An 18,228-nucleotide genomic window follows, 5' to 3' on the forward strand; every position below is an offset into this window, starting at 1 on the left:
CGGTGGATTCAGGTCGCGTTCTGAAGGCAGGCGTAAAGACACGCGTCCGCCGCGCCCCGCGGGGCCTCAGCAGGGCAAGAAGCGTGATGACGAGCGCGGCGCCGGCAGAAATGGCGGCCACAACCGCGGCCACAACCAGGGCGGAAACCAGGGCGGAAACCAGGGCCACAACCAGGGTGGCGGTCGCCAGCGCTACAGCGTGAAGGGACGCCCGGCAAGTATCGGCGATCCCGCCCGCGAGGCCGCGTTCGAGGTGGTGCTGCGCGTGGCTCGCGATGGGGCGTACGCGAACCTCACGCTGCCCGGCATCCTAAAGGAGCGCAAGATCAAGGGCCGCGACGCGGCATTTGCCACCGAGCTTGCTTACGGCACGCTGCGTACCCTGGGTGTGCTGGACGAAGTTATCGCCGCGAACTCCTCACGTGGGCTGGAGCGCATCGCCCCGGAGGTTCTCGCGGCGCTGCGCCTGGGCACCTACCAGCTGCTCTACACCCGCGTGGACGACCACGCCGCGGTGGACACCTCCGTGCGTCTGGTGCAGGCCGCCGGGCAGGAGCAGGCGAAGGGTTTCACCAACGGCGTGCTGCGCTCGATCGCGCGCACGCCAGCGCCGGAATGGATGCGCAAACTTGCTCCCTCCGGTGAGTTGGCGGCGCTCGCGTTCACGCACGCGCACCCGGAGTGGATCGCCCGCTCCTTCAAGGAGGCGCTGGGCCCAAGCGCGGACGAGCTGGAGGAGGCGCTTCGCGTGGATTCGCAGCGCCCGGTGGTGCACTTGGTGGCGCGTCCCGGCGAGATCAGCGCGGAGGAACTCGCGCTCATCACCGGCGGGGAGCAGGGCAAGTACTCGCCGTACGCGGTGTACTTGCCGGAGGGCGACCCGGGCAGCCTCGAGCCGGTGCGCGACGGGCTCGCAGCCGTGCAGGACGAGGGCTCGCAGCTCATCGCCCGCGCGATGACCGAGGTGCCGGTCGATAACGATCAAGGGCGCTGGCTTGACCTGTGTGCGGGCCCGGGAGGCAAGGCGGCGCTCATCGGGGCGATCGCGGGTATCGACGGCGCCCGCGTCGACGCCGTGGAGGTCAGCCCGCATCGCGCCGAGCTCATCTCGAAGACGGTGCGCGACCTGCCCGTCACGGTGCATATCGCCGACGGGCGCGACCCCGGGCTCGAGCCGGGTTTCGACCGCGTGCTTGTCGACGCACCCTGTTCCGGCCTCGGGGCACTCAGGCGCCGCCCGGAAGCACGCTGGACGAAGGCTGAGGGAGACATCGCAGAGCTGAACACGCTGCAGGCCGAGCTGCTGGAAAGCGCGGTGAACTTGGCGAAGCCGGGCGGTGTCATCGTGTACTCGACGTGTTCGCCGGATGTGCGTGAGACGCGGAGCATCGTCGATAAGCAACTTGCCCTAGGAAACGTCGAGGAGCTCGACGCGCGACAGTGGGCGATGGAGGACGTCGGGGAGGGGCCGAGCGTGCAGATGTGGCCGCACCGCCACGGCACCGACGCCATGTTTTTCGCGGTGCTGCGGAAGACCCCGCAGGACGGGATAAGGTGAAACCCATGATCTACATCGCCCCCTCCATCCTCGCCGCCGACTACGCGAACCTGGGTGCCGACGTGCGCAAAGTGCCCAACGCTGAGCTCATCCACGTGGACATCATGGACGGCCATTTCGTGCCCAACTTGTCATTCGGCCCCGACGTGACGAAGGCGGTCGACGGGGTGACCGAGCAGTTTCTCGATATGCACCTCATGATCGAGCGGCCGGAAGCCTGGTTCGAGACCTACATCAAGGCCGGCGGCGACCGCCTGGTGTTTCACATCGAGGCCACAGACGACCACATCGCGGCCGCGAAAAAGTGCCACGAGCTTGGCGTACAGTCCGGTTTCGCTATCAAACCGGGCACCCCGATCGAGCCGTACCTGGACGATCTGGAGCACTTCGACGAGGTGATGGTGATGAGCGTGGAGCCCGGCTTCGGCGGGCAGAAGTTCATGCCGGAGGTGCTGGGCAAGGTCATGGCGCTGCGCGACGCGATTGCGCAGCAGGGGCTGGACACGATCATCGGCATCGACGGCGGCATCGGCAACGCCACCATCGCGCAGGCGGCCGAGGCGGGCGTGGACGCATTCGTGGCCGGATCCGCAGTCTTTGGCGCGGACAACCCTGCGGAGGCAGTCGACCGGCTGCGCGAGCTCGCCCGCGAGGCGAAGCAGGCGTGACGGAAGACATCCACGGCGGCTCCGGCATTTCCGGGGCGGCCTCCGCAGCCATTGAGGCGGGGGGGGCGGGGCGCGGCACCCCCTCGCCAAACCCGCCGGTGGGCTGCGCGCTTATCGGCGCCTCCGGGGAGCTCATTTCGACCGGCGCCACCTCACCCGCTGGCGGGCCGCACGCCGAAGTCAACGCGCTGAGCGAAGCCGGGGAGCGCGCCCGCGGAGCCACCGCGGTGGTGACCTTGGAGCCGTGCAACCACACCGGCCGCACCGGCCCGTGCTCGCACGCGCTGGTTGAGGCGGGAGTAAAGCGGGTGCTGTACTTCACCGCTGACCCGTTTGCGCCTGCCGCCGGTGGGGCAGGCTACCTGCGCGATCACGGCGTAGAGGTGGAGTTTCAGCCTGTGCGAGTCGCGGCGCTGCAGCCGTGGCTGCGCTCGGTGCGCCACAACCGGCCGAGCGTGACGCTCAAGTTTGCCTCTACCCTCGACGGGTTCACGGCGGCCGCGGACGGCACCAGCCAGTGGATCACCGGCCCCGAGGCCCGCGAGCTCGTGCACGAGGACCGGGCGAAGCTGGATGCCATCATTGTCGGCACTGGCACGGCGATCGCGGACAACCCGTCGCTTACGGCGCGCCACCCGGATGGAACGCTGCGGGAGCACCAGCCGCGGCGGGTGGTCGTCGGTAAGCGCGATGTGCCCGATGGCAACCTGACCCGCTTGGGTTTCGAGCAGTACGCCACGCCCCAGGAGGCCCTGGATGCGCTGTGGGCGAGCGGTGCACGCGACGTGCTCGTCGAGGGAGGGGCGTCGCTCGCGGCGAGTTTTTTGGAGCTTGACCTGGTGGACGCGGTGCAGGCGTATATCGCGCCTGCGCTGCTCGGGTCTGGCCGCGGGGTGCTCGACCGCGCGATCGCTACCACCATCGCAGATGCCCGCCGTTTTCGCACCACGTTCGTGCGGCGGGTGGGCAACGACGTGTGCATAGAAATGGAGAGGGATGTTTACAGGGCTAGTTGAGGAAGTGGGCAGTGTTAAGGAGCTTGTGCAGCTTGACGACGCCGTCCGGGTAGCCATCCGCGCCCCCAAAGTCACCGCCGACGCCGCCCCGGGCGACTCGATCGCCGTCGACGGGGTGTGCCTGACCGTCGTGGATAACGTCGAGGGCGTGTTCACCGCGGACGTGATGCGTGAGACGCTCAACCGTTCCCGCCTGGGCGCCTACGAGAAAGGTGCGCGCGTGAACCTGGAGCGCGCGCTGGCCGCGGGGCAGCGCATGGGAGGCCATATCGTGCAAGGCCACGTGGACGCGGTGGCGGAGCTGGTCTCGCGCACCCCGAGCGAGCACTGGGAAGTGTTGCGCTTCACGTTGCCGGAGGATCTGCGCCGCTACGTGGTGGAGAAGGGATCCATCGCGGTCAACGGCACGTCGCTGACGGTCTCCGCGGTGGGCGAGGGGTTCTTCGAGGTTTCGTTGATCCCCACCACGCTGGCGGAAACTACCGCTGGCCAGCTCGCGGTCGGCGATCCGGTGAACCTCGAGGTTGACATTGTGGCCAAGTACGTCGAGCAAATGGTGCGGGGATAAGGTAGACGGTTATGAAGAATTCGAGGCTCGACACCGTTGAGGACGCAATCGCTGCTATCGCCGCCGGCGGGGCAGTGGTGGTGGTCGACGACGAGGGCCGCGAAAACGAAGGCGACCTCATCTTCGCCGCCGAGGACGCCACCCCGGAGCTGGTCGCGTTCATGGTGCGCTACACTTCCGGCTACATCTGCGTGTCCATGGACGACTCACGCGCCACCGAGCTGGCCCTGCCGCCGATGGTGGCGCAGAACCAGGACCTGCACGGCACCGCCTACGCCGTGACCGTCGACGCCGCGACCGGCACGACCGGTATCTCGGCGCGCTCGCGGGCGGTGACAATCGCCAAGCTTGCCGACGATGCCTCGACCCCGGAAGACTTCACCCGCCCAGGCCACGTGGTACCGCTTCGCGCCCGCCCCGGCGGCGTACTCGCCCGCGACGGCCACACCGAGGCTGCCGTGGACCTATCGCGGCTGGCGGGCAAGCGCCCGGTGGGCGCGCTGTGCGAGATCGTCTCTGAAGATGATCCGACGGATATGGCGCGCTTCGACGAGCTGCGCCGCTTCGCGGATGCGCATTCGCTGCCCATGATTTCCATCGAGCAGCTCATCGCCTACCGCCGCCGGCACGACCGTGTCATTGAGCGCGTGGTGGAAACTCGCCTGCCCACCGAGTTCGGTGAGTTCACGGCCGTCGGCTACCGCAACCCGGTTGACGGCGTCGAGCACGTCGCGCTCGTGGTCGGGGACCCTGCTGAACTTGCAGGGGCGCGGGACGTGCTTGTTCGCGTGCACTCGGAGTGCTTAACCGGCGACGTCTTTGCCTCCAAACGCTGCGACTGCGGGCCGCAGCTCGCGGAGTCGATGCGGCGCGTGCAGGAAGAAGGCCGCGGCGCGATTGTATACGTGCGCGGCCACGAGGGCCGCGGCATTGGCCTGATGGGAAAGCTTGAGGCTTACCGGCTGCAGGACGAGGGGATGGACACCGTCGACGCGAACTTGGAGCAGGGCTTGCCTGTCGACGCGCGCGAGTACTCCGTCGCCGGGCAGATCCTCGCCGACCTCGGCGTGGGCACCCTTGAGTTGCTCACCAACAACCCGGAGAAGGCGGGCGCGCTCACAGGTTACGGGCCTGAAGTGGCGCGCCGCAGTAGGATCGAGATCGTCCCAACCCACGAAAACATCGCGTACCTGCGCACGAAACGCGATCGGATGGGCCACGACCTGCCGTCGGTAGACGAGTGGCTCGACGCACACCCCGGGTACGCACGCTAAGGAGCATCACGCCGTGGCATCCACAGGAGCCCCCGAAGAGTTCACGCTTACCCCGAGCGCCGCTGAAGGCCTGAGTATCGCAGTCGTGTCCACCCAGTGGAACGAAAAGATCGTCGAGCAGCTGCGCGACCGGGCCATCACCCAGGCCCGTCAGCTCGGCGTGAAAACCGACGAGTACACCGTCGCAGGCGCCATGGAGCTGCCAGTCGTGGTGCAGGCCTGCGCCCGCCGCTACGACGCGGTGATCGCGCTCGGCTGCGTCATCCGCGGCGAGACAGCCCACTTCGAGTACGTCTGCGACTCCGTCACCACGGGGCTCACCCGCATCGCGCTGGATGAATCCACCCCCATCGGCAACGGTGTGCTCACCGTGGAGGACGAGGACCAGGCGCATGAGCGCGCCGGCGGCGAGGACGCCAAGGAAGACAAGGGCGCTGAAGCGGTTCGCGCCGCCGTCGCCGCGGCGGTGGAACTCAAGCGAGTTCGCGCGCTGCCGTTGAAGGACTAGGGTTTAGGGGCGGAAGCAATCGTCGATAAGCAAAGGAGTGCGAGTTGAGCAACCAAAACAACCAGGAGGTTGCCTACCTCAACGCGCTCGACCCGCACGCAACCACCACCACAAAGCCGTGGGAGCTGGTGATTACCTCTAAGTACCTGCGTAAGGTGGCCGCAGTGTGGATTTTGGTGGTCATGGCGGTGCACTTTTTCATGGCGTGGGCCGTGGACGCCGAATTCTCCGGCGTGGCGATCACCGGCCTGGACAAGTTCGCGTTCGTCGGCGTGGGGATAGTCATCTCCGTGCTGTCCTGGATCGCGCTGACCCGGCCGCACGTGAAGGCCAACGAAGACGGGGTGCAGGTGGCCAACATCATTGGCACCCGCTTCTACCCGTGGGCCGTGATCTACGGCCTGTCGTTCCCGCAGGGCTCCCGTATGGCGCGCCTGGAGCTGCCGGAGTTTGAGTACGTCACCTTGTGGGCGATCCAATCCGGCGACAAGGAGCACGCGATCAAGGCGGTGCGCGACTTCCGCGAGCTCGAAGCCAAATACATGCCGCAGGATTAACCCTTGGCAAACCCGCAGGACTACCGCCCGGCGCCGGGCACCATCCCCACCGAACCCGGCGTGTACAAATTCCGCGACCGCGACGGCCGCGTGATCTACGTGGGCAAAGCGAAGAACTTACGCGCGCGGCTGAACAACTACTTCCAGCCGCCGCACACCCTGCACCCGCGCACCCGCCAGATGGTGCACACCGGGGCCTCGGTGGAGTGGACCGTGGTGGCCTCCGAAGTGGAGGCCCTGCAGCTGGAGTACACGTGGATCAAGCGCTTCGACCCGTGGTTCAACGTGATGTACCGCGACGACAAGACGTACCCCATGCTCGCGGTGAGCGTGCGGGAGCGCTACCCGCGCGCGTTCTTCTACCGCGGGCCGAAGCGCAAAGGCGTGCGTTACTTCGGGCCGTTCTCCCACGCGTGGGCGGTGCGCGAAACCCTTGATCTGCTCACGCGCGTGTTTCCGATCCGCACCTGCTCCAACGGCGTGTTCAACCGGCACGAGCAGCTGGGGCGGCCTTGCCTGCTGGGCTACATCGATAAGTGTGCCGCCCCGTGCGTGGGCCGGGTGACTGAGGCCGAGTACGACGAGATCGTCCAAGGGTTCATGGGTTTTATGTCCGGACGCACCGACGCGTTGGTGCGTGGCATCACCTCCCAGATGGAGGAAGCCGCGGAGAACCTGGAGTTCGAGAAGGCGGCGAGGCTTCGCGACGATTTGGGCGCCGTGAAGAAAGTCATGGAGCGCCAGACCGTGGTCTTAAGCCCCGACACGGACGCGGACGTGATCGCTTTCGACACCGACGAGCTCGAGGCTGCCGTGCAGATATTCAACGTGCGCGAGGGACGCATCCGTGCGCAGCGCGGCTGGGTGGTGGAGAAGACGGGCGACGAGCCCGGGGCCGCTGAGCGCCTCGAGGAAGGGCAAACCGACCCGACGCTGCCCACCTTGATGCAGAACTTCCTTGTGCAGTACTACTCCGACGCCGTGGAGCGCGTCCGCCTGGAGGCGGAGGAGGACCGCAAGATTGAGGCACAGAAGGTGCGACGCCGCGGCGTGGACAAGCAGTCGCGCGACGCGGTGAAGCCTGCGATGCCAGTGCCGCGCGAAATTCTGGTGGAAACGCTCCCGGCGGAGTTGAGCGAGGTCACCGAGCTGCTCGGCGAGCTGCGCGGGGGACCTGTGGACATCCGCGTGCCGCAGCGCGGCGACAAGCGGGCGCTGATGGAGACGGTGCATAAAAACGCCGCGGAGGCACTGCACCAGCACAAGCTGAAGCGCGTCGGCGATCTCACGGCACGTAGCCAGGCGCTGCAAGACATCCAGGACGCGCTGATGATGGACGAGGCGCCGCTGCGCATCGAGTGCACGGATATCTCCCACATCCAGGGCACGGACGTGGTGGCCTCGCTGGTGGTGTTCGAGGACGGGCTGCCGAAGAAGAACGATTACCGCCGCTACCGCATCAAAGAGGCCGCGGGCGACGGTCGCTCGGACGATGTCGGCTCGATTGCGGAGGTCACCCGGCGCCGCTTCAAGCGCTACAACGAGGACAAGTTGGCTAACCCGGACGAGGTGGCCGAGGAGCAGACGTTTTCCGACGAGCGCGACGATGCCGACGAGACCCCCGGCGGCGCCCCCACCAAGCGTTTCGCGTACCCGCCGCAGCTGTTCATCGTCGACGGCGGCAAGCCGCAGGTGAACGCTGCCCAGGCCGTCTTCGACGAGTTGGGCATCGTGGACGTGCAGCTCATCGGCCTGGCGAAGCGGCTCGAGGAGGTGTGGGTGCCCGACGACGACGAGCCGGTGATTCTGCCGCGCAACTCCGAGGGGATGTACCTTTTGCAGCAGATCCGCGACGAGGCGCACCGCTTCGCCATCACGTACCACCGCCAGCAGCGCTCCAAGCGGATGCGAGCCTCGGCGCTGGACGCGGTGCCGGGCCTTGGCCCTGCCCGCCGCACCGACCTGGTGAAGCACTTCGGCTCCGTGAAGAAGATCAAGGAGGCCACGGTGGAGGAGATTCAGGAGGTCAAGGGAGTGGGCCCGAAGCTTGCGGAGACCATCTACAACCACCTGCATTCCTAGGAGCATTTCGCTTATCGACGCCTCCGTGGCCCACGCATTGGTTAGGATGAGCGTCATGCCCGCAACACCGCAAAAAGTGCCCCCGGAGCCCGCAGCGTCTTCGCAGCTTGACGAGTTCATCGCGCCACAGTTGCGCCCGGTGATTATCACCGGCCTGTCCGGCGGTGGGCTGTCCACGGCTGCCAAGGTGTTCGAGGACAAGGGTTTCTTCGTGTCCCAAAACCTGCCGCCCCAGCTCATTCTGGACTTGGTGGATCTTTCGGCCGCGGAGGATTCGCCGGTGGACCGCCTGGCGGTGGTCACCGATGTGCGCGCGGACGCGTTCAGCGGCTCGCTGGCGGAGACGATCGCGGCGATCAGGGAGCGCGGCTTCAATCCCTTCGTGTTGTTTTTGGAGGCGCGCGACGACGTACTGATCCGGCGCTTCGACTCGGTGCGCCGCACCCACCCGTTGCAGGGCGACGGCACGCTGCAGACCGGAATTGTGCGCGAGCGTGAGATGCTCGAGGAGTTGCGTTCGAAGTCGGACGTGATCATCGACACCTCCAACTTGTCGGTGCACGATCTGCGGCGCGCGGTGGAGGCGTCGGTGGGTGAGCTGCCCGCAGACCGCCCGCACGTCACTGTGGAGTCCTTCGGCTTCAAGCACGGCTCTCCCCGCGACGCGGATGTGGTGCTTGACGTGCGCTTTCTGCCGAACCCGTACTGGGTGGAGGAGCTGCGCGATTTCCGAGGCGTGGATGAGCCGGTGGCGGATTACGTGTTGTCGCAGGAAGGTGCCAGCGAGTACATCGACCGGTTCGTGGAGCTGCTTTCCAGCACGCTGGCTGGCTACAGGCACGAGGGCAAGGACTTTATCACCGTGGGCGTCGGGTGCACCGGCGGCCACCACCGCTCGGTTGCGGTGTCGGAGGAGATTGGCAAGCGCCTGCGCCAGCAGGGCAACGTTGATGTCAATGTGATCCACCGCGACCTCGAGCGCCACTAGAAGGGCTGAAGCATTTGACGACGTTTACCTGCCTCGGCGGGGGACATGGCCTGTACCAGACGCTCTCCGCGGCCCGGGCGGCCGACGCGCAGCATGTTAACGCGGTGGTCACCGTGGCGGACGACGGGGGCTCGTCCGGCCGCCTGCGCCGCGAGATGGACATCATCCCACCGGGGGATTTACGCATGGCGCTCGCGGCGCTCACAGACGCCGAAACCGACGGTGGGCTGTGGCGCGACACCCTGCAGCACCGCTTCGGCGGCCACGGCGCGATGGCGGGCCACGCCTTGGGCAACCTGCTCATTGTGGGCCTGGCGGAGCGCCTCGGCAGCATGCAGGCCGCGCTCGACCAGGTGGGTGAGTGGACCGGGGCCGTGGGGCGCGTGATCCCGGTCAGCCCGCAGCCGTTGGACATCGAGGCAGACGTCGCGGGCCTTGACGACGACCCCCGGGTGCTGCGCTCCGTTCGCGGCCAAGTTGCCGTGGCGACTACCCCGGGAACGGTGCGGCGGGTCCGCCTGCTGCCGGACCAGCCGGCGGCGAGCCCGGAGGCGGTGCGCGCTATCCTCGACGCGGACGTGGTGACCATCGGGCCCGGGTCCTGGTTCTCGTCCGTAATCCCGCACCTGCTCATCCCGGAGATCACGCAGGCGCTCAACGAAACGGAAGCCACCGTGGTGGTGATTCTGAACTTGTCGCCGGAAGCCGGTGAGACCCATGGGTTTACCACCGAGCGCCACATCCACGTCTTCTCGCAACACGCTCCGGACCTGCACGTGGACTATTTCCTCGCAGACGATTTCAACCCGTCCACGAAGGGGGAGCGTGAGAACCTGCGCCGCGCGGCCGAGCGTCTCGATGCGCAGGTGGAGTTCATGCCGGTGCGCGAGTTGGGCCCGGACGGTGCGCCGGAGAACCGGCATGATCCGGCTCGGTTGGCGGCGGCGCTGAAGGCGCTGACCGCGCGGGGCTAGAATCTTCGGGAAGTGATTTCGGCGTGAGGAAGCTGGAGGATTAGAAATCGTGGCGCTAACCGCGAAGGTGAAGGACGAGCTGCTCGGTGTCGTGTGCTCCCAGCAGGAGACGCGCGCGGCGGAGGCCGCTGCCCTGATCCGGTTTGGCGGTGAGCTGGAGATGACGGAGCGCGGTGTTGCCATCGTCGCCGACTTCGCCGAGGAAGCGGTGGCCAAACGTCTCGCCGATTCGCTTTCCGTACTGTGCTCGGTTGATCCGGAGCTGCACGAGGTGCCGCCGGGATCGGGCAATAAGGAGACGAGGTACGAGGTGCGCGTTGTCGACGGCGCCGCCGAGGTGATCCGTCGCCTGAAACTTGTCACAGCTTCCGGCCACCCCGTGGTGGGCATGCCGCGTCAGGTGATCTCCGGGTCGATCTCTGGCGTCGAGGCAGCGTGGCGCGGCGCTTTCCTCGCCCGCGGGCGCCTCACCGAGCCGGGGCGCACCGCGACCCTTGAGGTGGCGTGCCCGGGGCAAGAGGCGGCACTCGCACTCGTCGGTCTCGCGCGCCGGTTGTCGGTGAGCGCGAAGACCCGCGAGACCCGCGGGGTGGAGCGGGTAACCATCCGCGACGGGGAAACCATCGGCATCCTGCTTAGCCGCATGGGGGCGCCGCGCACCCGCATCGAGTGGGACCAGCGCCGCGAAAGCAAAGCGGCGAACGCAAAGACGGGGCACAGGCTGGCCACGTTCGACGACGCAAACACGCGCCGCTCGGCGCAAGCCGCGGCCGCCGCGGCCGCAAGGGTGGAGCGCGCCATGGAAATCCTGGGCGACGACGTGCCGGAGCACCTCGCTGAGGCCGGCTACCTGCGTGTGGAGCACCGCCACGCCTCGCTTGAGGAGCTTGGCCGCCTCGCCGAGCCGCAGATGACCAAGGACGCGGTGGCCGGGCGCATCCGGCGGCTGCTCTCGCTGGCGGACAAGCGCGCCGCGGAGCTCGGCATGCCGGATACGCACGGCGCAACACCCTAAACTCCTCTCGCGCGACACGGTGTGACTGAGTTCATAGCCGCGTTCTTGGCCGCCCATTGCGGGCGGCTTCCTTCTTTCGGGTACGTCGGGCGGGGGCGAGGCGGCGTCGATAAGCAATTGCTCCTCGCTCAAAGCTGCCGAAAACCCACAACCGCAACATTGAGTCTGCGTGCTTGTACCCCCGCATTAGGAAACGCAGTTTGCTCCCGCGGAGAGGACAGTTTTGGCGCCCTGCAGGCTTTGCGCTGCGTCGTTACACTGGCCAATGACGGGCCGCCCGGTTGGCGGCTTGGCTAACAAGGGATAGAAGTCTCAAACAACTCATAAGGAGCAAACACGTGACTACCCGCATTGGCATCAACGGTTTCGGCCGCATCGGCCGTTCCTCCTTCCGCATCATCGAGGAGCAGTTCAAGGGCGAGCTCGAGGTTGTGAAGATCAACGATCTCACCGACAACGAGACGCTCGCGCACCTGATGAAGTACGACACCGCGTACGGCCAGTTCAACCACGAAATTGAGTACGACGACAACTCCATCACCGTCGACGGCCGCCGCATCGAGGTCACCGCTGAGAAGGACCCGGCAAACCTCGCCTGGGGAGATGCGGGCGTAGACATCGTCCTCGAGTGCACCGGCGTGTTCCGCAAGGGCCCGCAGTGCCAGGCCCACCTCGACGCGGGTGCGAAGAAGGTCATCATCTCCGCACCGGGCAAGGAAGTCGACGGCACCTACGTGTGGGGCGTGAACCACCACGACTACACCAACGACGCCAACATCATCTCCGCCGCATCCTGCACCACCAACTCCCTCGCCCCGGTGGCGAAGGTGCTCGACGAGGCGTTCGGCATCGAGCGCGGCCTGATGACCACCATCCACGCCTACACCGGCGATCAGCGCCTGCAGGACGCCCCCCACAAGGACCTGCGCCGCGCCCGCGCCGCCGCCCAGAACATCGTGCCCACCACCACCGGTGCCGCGAAGGCTGTGGCTCTGGTGCTGCCGAACCTCGAGGGCAAGCTCGACGGCTTCGCAATGCGCGTGCCCACGATTACCGGCTCCGCCACCGACCTCACCGTGACCCTGGGCAAGGACGTCACCGTCGACGAGGTCAACGAGGCTGTGAAGAACGCCGTGCAGGACGCCGAGTTCAGCCAGGCGCTGCAGTACTCCGAGGACCCGATCGTGTCCTCCGACATCATCGGCAATGAGCACGGCGCGATCTTCGACGCCCCGATGACCCGCGTCATCGACGGCAACCTGGTGAAGATCATCTCCTGGTACGACAACGAGTGGTCCTACACCGCCCAGTACATCCGCCTGACCAAGCACGTCGCGGACAACCTCTAAACTGAAATCGACCACAGGCCCGCGGCAGTGTTGCTGCGGGCCTTCTTTCAAAAGGAGAAACCCCATGGCAACCAAGAACCTGCAGCAGCTTCTCGACGAAGGCGTCGACGGCCGCCACGTGCTCGTCCGCTCCGACTTCAACGTGCCGCTGGACGACGACGGCAACATCACTGACGCGGGCCGCATCGACGCGTCCATCCCGACGCTGAAGGCGCTCCTCGACGGTGGGGCGAAGGTCATCGTGATGGCGCACCTCGGCCGACCGAAGGGCGAGGTAAACCCGAAGTACTCCCTGGCGCCTGTGGCGGAGGCCCTGTCGGAGCGCCTGGGCCAGTTCGTGCCGCTCGCCGGCGACGTGTCCGGCGAGGATGCGCATGAGCGCGCCAACGGCCTGACCGAAGGCGAGATCCTCCTGCTGGAAAACGTCCGCTTCGACCCGCGGGAGACCTCCAAGGACGAGGCCGAGCGCGAAGAGTTCGCAGGCGAGCTGGCAGCGCTTGCCGCCGATAACGGAGCATTCGTCTCCGACGGTTTCGGCGTGGTGCACCGCGCGCAGACCTCGGTCTACGACGTGGCGAAGAAGCTGCCAGCATACGCGGGCTACCTGGTGGAGAAGGAGGTGGAGACCCTTTCGTCCGTGAAGGACGACCCGCAGCACCCGTACGTGGTGGTGCTGGGCGGCTCCAAGGTTTCCGACAAGCTTGGTGTGATTGAGGCGCTGGCAGAGAAGGCCGACTCCGTGATCATCGGCGGCGGCATGTGCTACACCTTCCTCGCCGCGCAGGGCTACGACGTGCAGAAGTCCCTCCTGCAAGACGACATGGTGGACACCTGCAAGGGCCTGATTGAGAAGTACGGCGACAAGCTGCTGCTGCCGGTCGACGTAGCTGCCGGCGCCGAGTTCGACAAGGACACCGAGAAGCAGGTCGTCCCCGCCGGTGAGATCCCGGAGGGCTGGATGGGCCTGGACATCGGTCCGGAGACCGCCGAGAAGTACGTCGTGGCCATCAAGGATTCCAAGACGGTGTTCTGGAACGGCCCGATGGGTGTGTTCGAGTTCCCGAACTTCGCCGACGGCACGAAGGCTGTCGCTGAGGCCATGATCGCCGCGACCCGCGACAACGGTTCCTTCACCGTGGTCGGCGGCGGCGACTCCGCAGCGTCCGTGCGCACCCTTGGCCTCGACGAGGACGGCTTCAGCCACATCTCCACCGGCGGCGGCGCTTCCCTCGAGCTCATTGAGGGCAAGGACCTGCCCGGCGTTTCCGTCCTGGCGAAGTAGGCGTGAAGTAATCGGCAAGAAAGGAGCCTTGATTCTCATGGCACGCACTCCGCTCATTGCGGGTAACTGGAAGATGAACCACGACCACCTCGAGGCGATCCAGAGCGCCCAGAAGCTCGCCTTCGCGTTTCCGAAGGAGGGCTACGAGCGCGTCGACGTCGCGCTGACGGTCCCGTTCACCGACCTGCGCTCGATTCAGACCCTCGTGGAAGGCGACAAGCTGCAGTTCACCTACGGTGCCCAGGACGTTTCCGCGCACGACAACGGCGCGTACACCGGCGAGATCTCCGCAGCCATGCTGGAGAAGCTTGGTTGCACCTGGGTGGTCGTCGGCCACTCGGAGCGCCGCGAGTACCACAACGAGACCGATGAGCTCGTCGCGGCAAAGGCGAAGAAGGCGCAGGAGCACGGCATCACCCCGATCGTGTGCGTCGGCGAGCCGCTCGAGGTGCGCGAGGCGGGCGACCACGTGGATTACGTGGTGAAGCAGACGCGCGCATCGCTCGAGGGCGTCGACCTGGCCAAGGCCGTCATTGCTTACGAGCCGGTCTGGGCGATCGGCACCGGCAAGGTCGCCTCCGCCGACGATGCGCAGGAAGTTTGCCACGCCATCCGCGAGCTCGTGCGCGAGCTTTCCGACGATGCCACGGCCGACGCCATCCGCATCCTCTACGGCGGCTCGGTGAAGACCGACACCGTCGCCGAGATCGTCGGCCAGCCCGACGTGGACGGCGGCCTGGTTGGCGGAGCGTCGTTGGACGGCGAGGACTTCGCGAAGCTCGCGGCGGCGGCCGCCAACACCGTGAATTAACCCGCGCCGGTTCCGGCGCAGCGAGGTAGGTGGTGTAGACTCTACGGAGTTTGCACCACTATCTATTTGCGGAAGGCACACATTCATGGCGTTAACGCTTGAGATCGTCCTCGTCATTTCGGCGATCCTGATGACGGTCTTTGTCCTGCTGCACAAGGGCAAGGGCGGCGGCCTGTCCAGCCTCTTCGGCGGCGGCGTGCAGGCGAACCTGTCCGGCTCCACCACGGTGGAGAAGAACCTGGACCGCTTCACCATCATCCTCGCGATCATCTGGATCGCCTGCATCTTCGGGCTGAACCTGATCCACACCTACGCGGTCTAGGCCGCAACACAAAGCGAATCCCCGCCATTGAAGTGGCGGGGGTTTTTCGCGCGCTTAGAGGGCGCCGGCCGCGTCCTGGGTGATAAAGAGCGTGGTTTCCTCCCGCCCCTTCGCCCCAGCCACCGGCCACGCTTCGGGGCTTGCTTGCTTATCGACGGCTCGCGCCGCCGCCTCCGCCTTCTCATCGCCAGCCACCAGCAACCACACGTGTGCCGCCGATTGCACGGCGGGCAGCGTGAGGGTGGCCCGCTCTGCCGGTGGCTTCGGCGAATCTGTCACCGCCACCACGAGCTGCTCGCGCTCGCGAACCGCGTCGGTGTCGGGGAACAGCGAGTTGATGTGCCCCTCGCCACCCATGCCAAGGAGGTGCAGGTCGAAGCCGCGGGGAGCGAACGCGCGCAGGGTCTCCCTGTAGCGCGCCACCGCGTCACCCATGTCGCCGCCGTCGAGGCCGTAGCCGTGAATGTTCGCCTCAGGTACCCCCGCCGGCCCCAGCAGCGCGGCGCGGGCCTGGCCCTCGTTGGAATCTGGGTTATCGACCGCGACGTTGCGTTCGTCGCCGAAAAAGATGTCCACGCCCGACCAATCGACGGGCGCGTCGGCGAGGCGCTCAAGCAGCGCGATTCCGGCGGTGCCGCCGGTGAGCACCACACGCGCCCGCCCGTCGCCGTGCAGGCCACCCTGCGAGTTTGTCTGGATGCTCGTGATGAGGTCGACGAATTGGCGCGTGGCATCGTCGATAAGCAATGCGAGGCTCTCGTGCACGCGAATCATGCCCGCACCACCTTCTCCATGCCGCGAAGCGCCGCCGCGAACGTGGTGTCGGGCCCGAGGTGGCGAAGCTCCTCGGCGAGGCACTCCGCGTCGCTGCGTTCCTGGGTGGCCATGTACAGGTCGGCGCGGTTAGGCACCGACACACGCATCGTGTGGGCGTCCTGCATGGTGACCTCCACGTCGCCGCTATCGCAGTGCAGCACCAGATCCTTAATGGGGAAGCCGTCCTTCGCGAAGTGGTCGCGCCGCTTCACCTCTACGCCAAGGCTCTCCGCGAGCCAGCCGGCAGCGATGTCCACGCTCGGGTCGCCCGCAATGCCCGCGATGTCGGCGGAGCGCACCGCGTGCCCCGGGTAGCGGTCCAGCGCCGAGGCCACCACGCCGCGCCACGGGGTGATGCGCGACCACATCAGGTCCGAATCACCCGGCACGTAGCGCTCGGCCATGCCTTCGGTGCCAGGGCCCTCAACGCCGAGACGGGTGTTCGTGATGCGGCGCTGCGCGATGCGACCCAGCGGATCGTCCGCCGGGTGCCTCGGCGCATCGGCGGGCCAGCACGCCACGATTGGGGTGTCGGGCAGGAGCAGGGGAGTGACCACGGAATCGAGGTGTTCCGCGAGCTCGCCCTGGATGCGCATCACCGCCATCTCGGAGGCGCCGGCGTCGGCGGCCACGAGCACGGTAGCGTCGATACGCGACGGCCCAGTGTGCTCGCCCAGGGTAAGGACCAAGACGCGGGCCGGGTGCTCGGAGGAAGTATCCCGCAGCGTGTCGAGGATGGATTCCATATCGTCCGGGCCGTCCTCGTGCGCCGCAACCAAAAAGGTGAGCACGCGCCCAGTAGCCAGCGAGTAGCTGTCGCGGGCATCGGCCAGCGTGCGGGCGATCTCCGCGGTAGTGGTGTTGGGAAGGTTAATGATCATCAGCCTGCTCCTATGGCCTGCGCCACTCGCGTCCGTCTTTTGCCAGCATTCGGTCGGCGGCCTCCGGGCCCCACGTGCCCGCCGGGTAATCCTCGGGCCGGCCGCCCGACTCCCAAAATTCCAGTACCGGGTCCAAGATCTCCCAGCTGCGCTCCACTTCCGAGTTGGTGGGGAACAGGCTCGACTCATCAAGCAGCGCATCGAGGATGAGACGCTCGTAGGCCTCCGGCGACTGTTCCGTGAACGCTTCCGAATAGCGGAAATCCATGTTCACGTCGCGCAGCTCCATGCCGGGCCCCGGCACCTTGGAGCCGAAACGCATGAGCACACCCTCGTCCGGCTGGACGCGGATCACTACCGCGTTGTTGGTCAGCTGCGCGGTCTGGTCGCCATCGAACGGCTGGTACGGCGGGTGCTTAAACACCAGGGCGATCTCCGTCACACGCCGGCCCAGCCGCTTGCCCGTGCGCAGGTAAAACGGCACCCCGGCCCAGCGCCGCGACTCGATCTGCAGCGTCATCGCGGCGTACGTCTCGGTGGTGGAGGCCGGGTCGAAGCCCTCCTCCTCGCGCAGGCCGACCACGTGCTCGGAGCCCTGCCAGCCGGCGGTGTACTGCCCGCGGGCCGTGGTCTCATCGAAGGGTCCGACCGCCGAGGTGGCGCGCAGCACCTTGAGCTTCTCGGCGCGCAGCTGGTTGGGGGAAAAGCTCGTCGGCTCCTCCATCGCCACCAGAGCGAGCAGCTGGATGAGGTGGTTTTGAATCACGTCGCGCGCCGCACCGATGCCGTCGTAGTAGCTTGCGCGCCCACCGAGACCGATGTCCTCGGCCATGGTGATCTGCACGTGGTCGATGTAGTGCGAGTTCCACACCGGCTCAAACATCTGGTTGGCAAACCGCAGCGCGAGAATGTTCTGCACCGTCTCCTTGCCCAGGTAGTGGTCGATTCGGAACACCGACGACTCGGGGAAGACGGCGTTGACCACCTCGTTGAGCTCGCGCGCGGAGGCCAGGTCGTGCCCGAACGGCTTCTCGATGATCACGCGGCGCCACTCTTCGCTATGCCCCGCCTGCGCCATCCCGCAGCGGTCGAGCTGGTGCACCACATCGGCGAAGAACTCCGGCGGCACGGACAGGTAGTACGCCCAATTGCCGGCAGTGCCGCGCTCGTCGTCGAGGCGCGACAGCGTGGCGGCAAGGTTGTCGAAAGCCGCGTCGTCGTCGAAGTTGCCGGAGACGAACTCTAACCCGTCGGCAAGCCTGCGCCACACATTCTCGTGGAACGGTGTGCGCGCGCCCTTATCGACGGCTTCGCGGACATACGCTTCAAAATCTTCCTTCGACCAATTCCTTCGGCCGTAGCCCACCAGGGTGAAGCCGCCGGGCAGTAGGCCACGGCTGGCAAGGTCGTAGATCGCGGGAAGCAGCTTCTTGCGCGCCAGGTCGCCGGTTACCCCGAAGATCACCATGCCCGAAGGCCCGGCGATCTGGGGCAGCCGCTTGTCGTCCTGGGAGCGCAGCGGGTTGCGCCACGCCTCGGCCGAATTTGTCGCCAAATCA

Annotated in this window: 18 protein-coding genes; 15 read left to right on the top strand and 3 right to left on the bottom strand. The window is 66.8% G+C overall.

The window, feature by feature from the left end:
* Positions 1 to 199 precede the first annotated feature (199 nt).
* The 15 genes from HWX32_RS04865 (at position 200) to secG (ending at position 14,972) form a co-directional block, all read left to right on the top strand.
* Entirely contained in the window at positions 200 to 1,558 is a 1,359-nt protein-coding gene (locus HWX32_RS04865; RefSeq protein WP_254868301.1) for an RsmB/NOP family class I SAM-dependent RNA methyltransferase, read from the top strand.
* 5 nt (positions 1,559 to 1,563) lie between these two features.
* Positions 1,564 to 2,226 (top strand): ribulose-phosphate 3-epimerase, encoded by a 663-nt coding sequence (gene rpe / locus HWX32_RS04870; RefSeq protein WP_175934918.1) that lies wholly within the window; start codon positions 1,564 to 1,566, stop codon positions 2,224 to 2,226.
* A gap of 26 nt (positions 2,227 to 2,252) precedes the next feature.
* Positions 2,253 to 3,242, top strand: coding sequence for a bifunctional diaminohydroxyphosphoribosylaminopyrimidine deaminase/5-amino-6-(5-phosphoribosylamino)uracil reductase RibD (ribD, locus tag HWX32_RS04875; protein ID WP_175935042.1), 990 nt, complete (start codon positions 2,253 to 2,255; stop codon positions 3,240 to 3,242).
* Positions 3,223 to 3,810: a riboflavin synthase gene (locus HWX32_RS04880; protein WP_175934919.1), complete on the top strand. Its 588-nt coding sequence runs from the start codon at positions 3,223 to 3,225 to the stop codon at positions 3,808 to 3,810. The genes ribD and HWX32_RS04880 overlap by 20 nt, the downstream gene beginning before the upstream one ends.
* Before the next feature lie 11 nt (positions 3,811 to 3,821).
* A complete protein-coding gene (locus HWX32_RS04885; protein ID WP_175934920.1) occupies positions 3,822 to 5,084 on the top strand; it encodes a bifunctional 3,4-dihydroxy-2-butanone-4-phosphate synthase/GTP cyclohydrolase II in 1,263 nt (420 codons plus the stop codon).
* Positions 5,085 to 5,097: 13 nt separating this feature from the next.
* Positions 5,098 to 5,592 (top strand): 6,7-dimethyl-8-ribityllumazine synthase, encoded by a 495-nt coding sequence (ribH, locus tag HWX32_RS04890; RefSeq protein WP_075466764.1) that lies wholly within the window; start codon positions 5,098 to 5,100, stop codon positions 5,590 to 5,592.
* A gap of 44 nt (positions 5,593 to 5,636) precedes the next feature.
* Positions 5,637 to 6,149, top strand: a complete 513-nt coding sequence (locus HWX32_RS04895; protein ID WP_075466766.1) for a PH domain-containing protein — start codon at positions 5,637 to 5,639, stop codon at positions 6,147 to 6,149.
* A 3-nt stretch (positions 6,150 to 6,152) separates the two neighbouring features.
* Positions 6,153 to 8,231, top strand: coding sequence for an excinuclease ABC subunit UvrC (uvrC, locus tag HWX32_RS04900; RefSeq protein ID WP_175934921.1), 2,079 nt, complete (start codon positions 6,153 to 6,155; stop codon positions 8,229 to 8,231).
* A gap of 55 nt (positions 8,232 to 8,286) precedes the next feature.
* Positions 8,287 to 9,219, top strand: coding sequence for an RNase adapter RapZ (gene rapZ, locus HWX32_RS04905; protein WP_175934922.1), 933 nt, complete (start codon positions 8,287 to 8,289; stop codon positions 9,217 to 9,219).
* Positions 9,220 to 9,233: 14 nt separating this feature from the next.
* On the top strand, positions 9,234 to 10,193 hold the full coding sequence (yvcK, locus tag HWX32_RS04910; RefSeq protein ID WP_082259737.1) for a uridine diphosphate-N-acetylglucosamine-binding protein YvcK: 960 nt from the start codon (positions 9,234 to 9,236) through the stop codon (positions 10,191 to 10,193).
* 49 nt (positions 10,194 to 10,242) lie between these two features.
* Entirely contained in the window at positions 10,243 to 11,208 is a 966-nt protein-coding gene (gene whiA, locus HWX32_RS04915) for a DNA-binding protein WhiA (RefSeq protein WP_075466772.1), read from the top strand.
* 338 nt (positions 11,209 to 11,546) lie between these two features.
* A complete protein-coding gene (gene gap / locus HWX32_RS04920) occupies positions 11,547 to 12,557 on the top strand; it encodes a type I glyceraldehyde-3-phosphate dehydrogenase (RefSeq protein ID WP_175934923.1) in 1,011 nt (336 codons plus the stop codon).
* Between the two features lie 64 nt (positions 12,558 to 12,621).
* Entirely contained in the window at positions 12,622 to 13,839 is a 1,218-nt protein-coding gene (gene pgk / locus HWX32_RS04925) for a phosphoglycerate kinase (protein WP_175934924.1), read from the top strand.
* A 37-nt stretch (positions 13,840 to 13,876) separates the two neighbouring features.
* Positions 13,877 to 14,650, top strand: a complete 774-nt coding sequence (gene tpiA, locus HWX32_RS04930; protein ID WP_075466778.1) for a triose-phosphate isomerase — start codon at positions 13,877 to 13,879, stop codon at positions 14,648 to 14,650.
* Between the two features lie 85 nt (positions 14,651 to 14,735).
* Positions 14,736 to 14,972 carry a preprotein translocase subunit SecG gene (gene secG, locus HWX32_RS04935; RefSeq protein WP_075466780.1) on the top strand — a complete coding sequence of 79 codons (237 nt, stop codon included), beginning with the start codon at positions 14,736 to 14,738 and terminating at the stop codon, positions 14,970 to 14,972.
* A gap of 54 nt (positions 14,973 to 15,026) precedes the next feature.
* Here secG and pgl read toward each other — a convergent pair whose 3' ends face one another.
* The 3 genes from pgl to zwf are packed head-to-tail and all read right to left on the bottom strand — an operon-like array spanning position 15,027 to position 18,224.
* The gene (gene pgl, locus HWX32_RS04940; protein WP_175934925.1) at positions 15,027 to 15,746 is read right to left on the bottom strand and encodes a 6-phosphogluconolactonase; all 720 of its coding nucleotides are present in this window, start codon (positions 15,744 to 15,746) and stop codon (positions 15,027 to 15,029) included.
* The gene (locus HWX32_RS04945) at positions 15,743 to 16,669 is read right to left on the bottom strand and encodes a glucose-6-phosphate dehydrogenase assembly protein OpcA (RefSeq protein WP_175934926.1); all 927 of its coding nucleotides are present in this window, start codon (positions 16,667 to 16,669) and stop codon (positions 15,743 to 15,745) included. Before HWX32_RS04945 ends, pgl begins: the two co-directional genes overlap by 4 nt.
* Before the next feature lie 10 nt (positions 16,670 to 16,679).
* Positions 16,680 to 18,224, bottom strand: a complete 1,545-nt coding sequence (zwf, locus tag HWX32_RS04950; RefSeq protein ID WP_175935043.1) for a glucose-6-phosphate dehydrogenase — start codon at positions 18,222 to 18,224, stop codon at positions 16,680 to 16,682.
* Positions 18,225 to 18,228: the final 4 nt, after the last annotated feature.

The organism is Corynebacterium sp. Marseille-P4321 (assembly GCF_903645305.1).
Taxonomy (GTDB): Bacteria; Actinomycetota; Actinomycetes; order Mycobacteriales; family Mycobacteriaceae; genus Corynebacterium.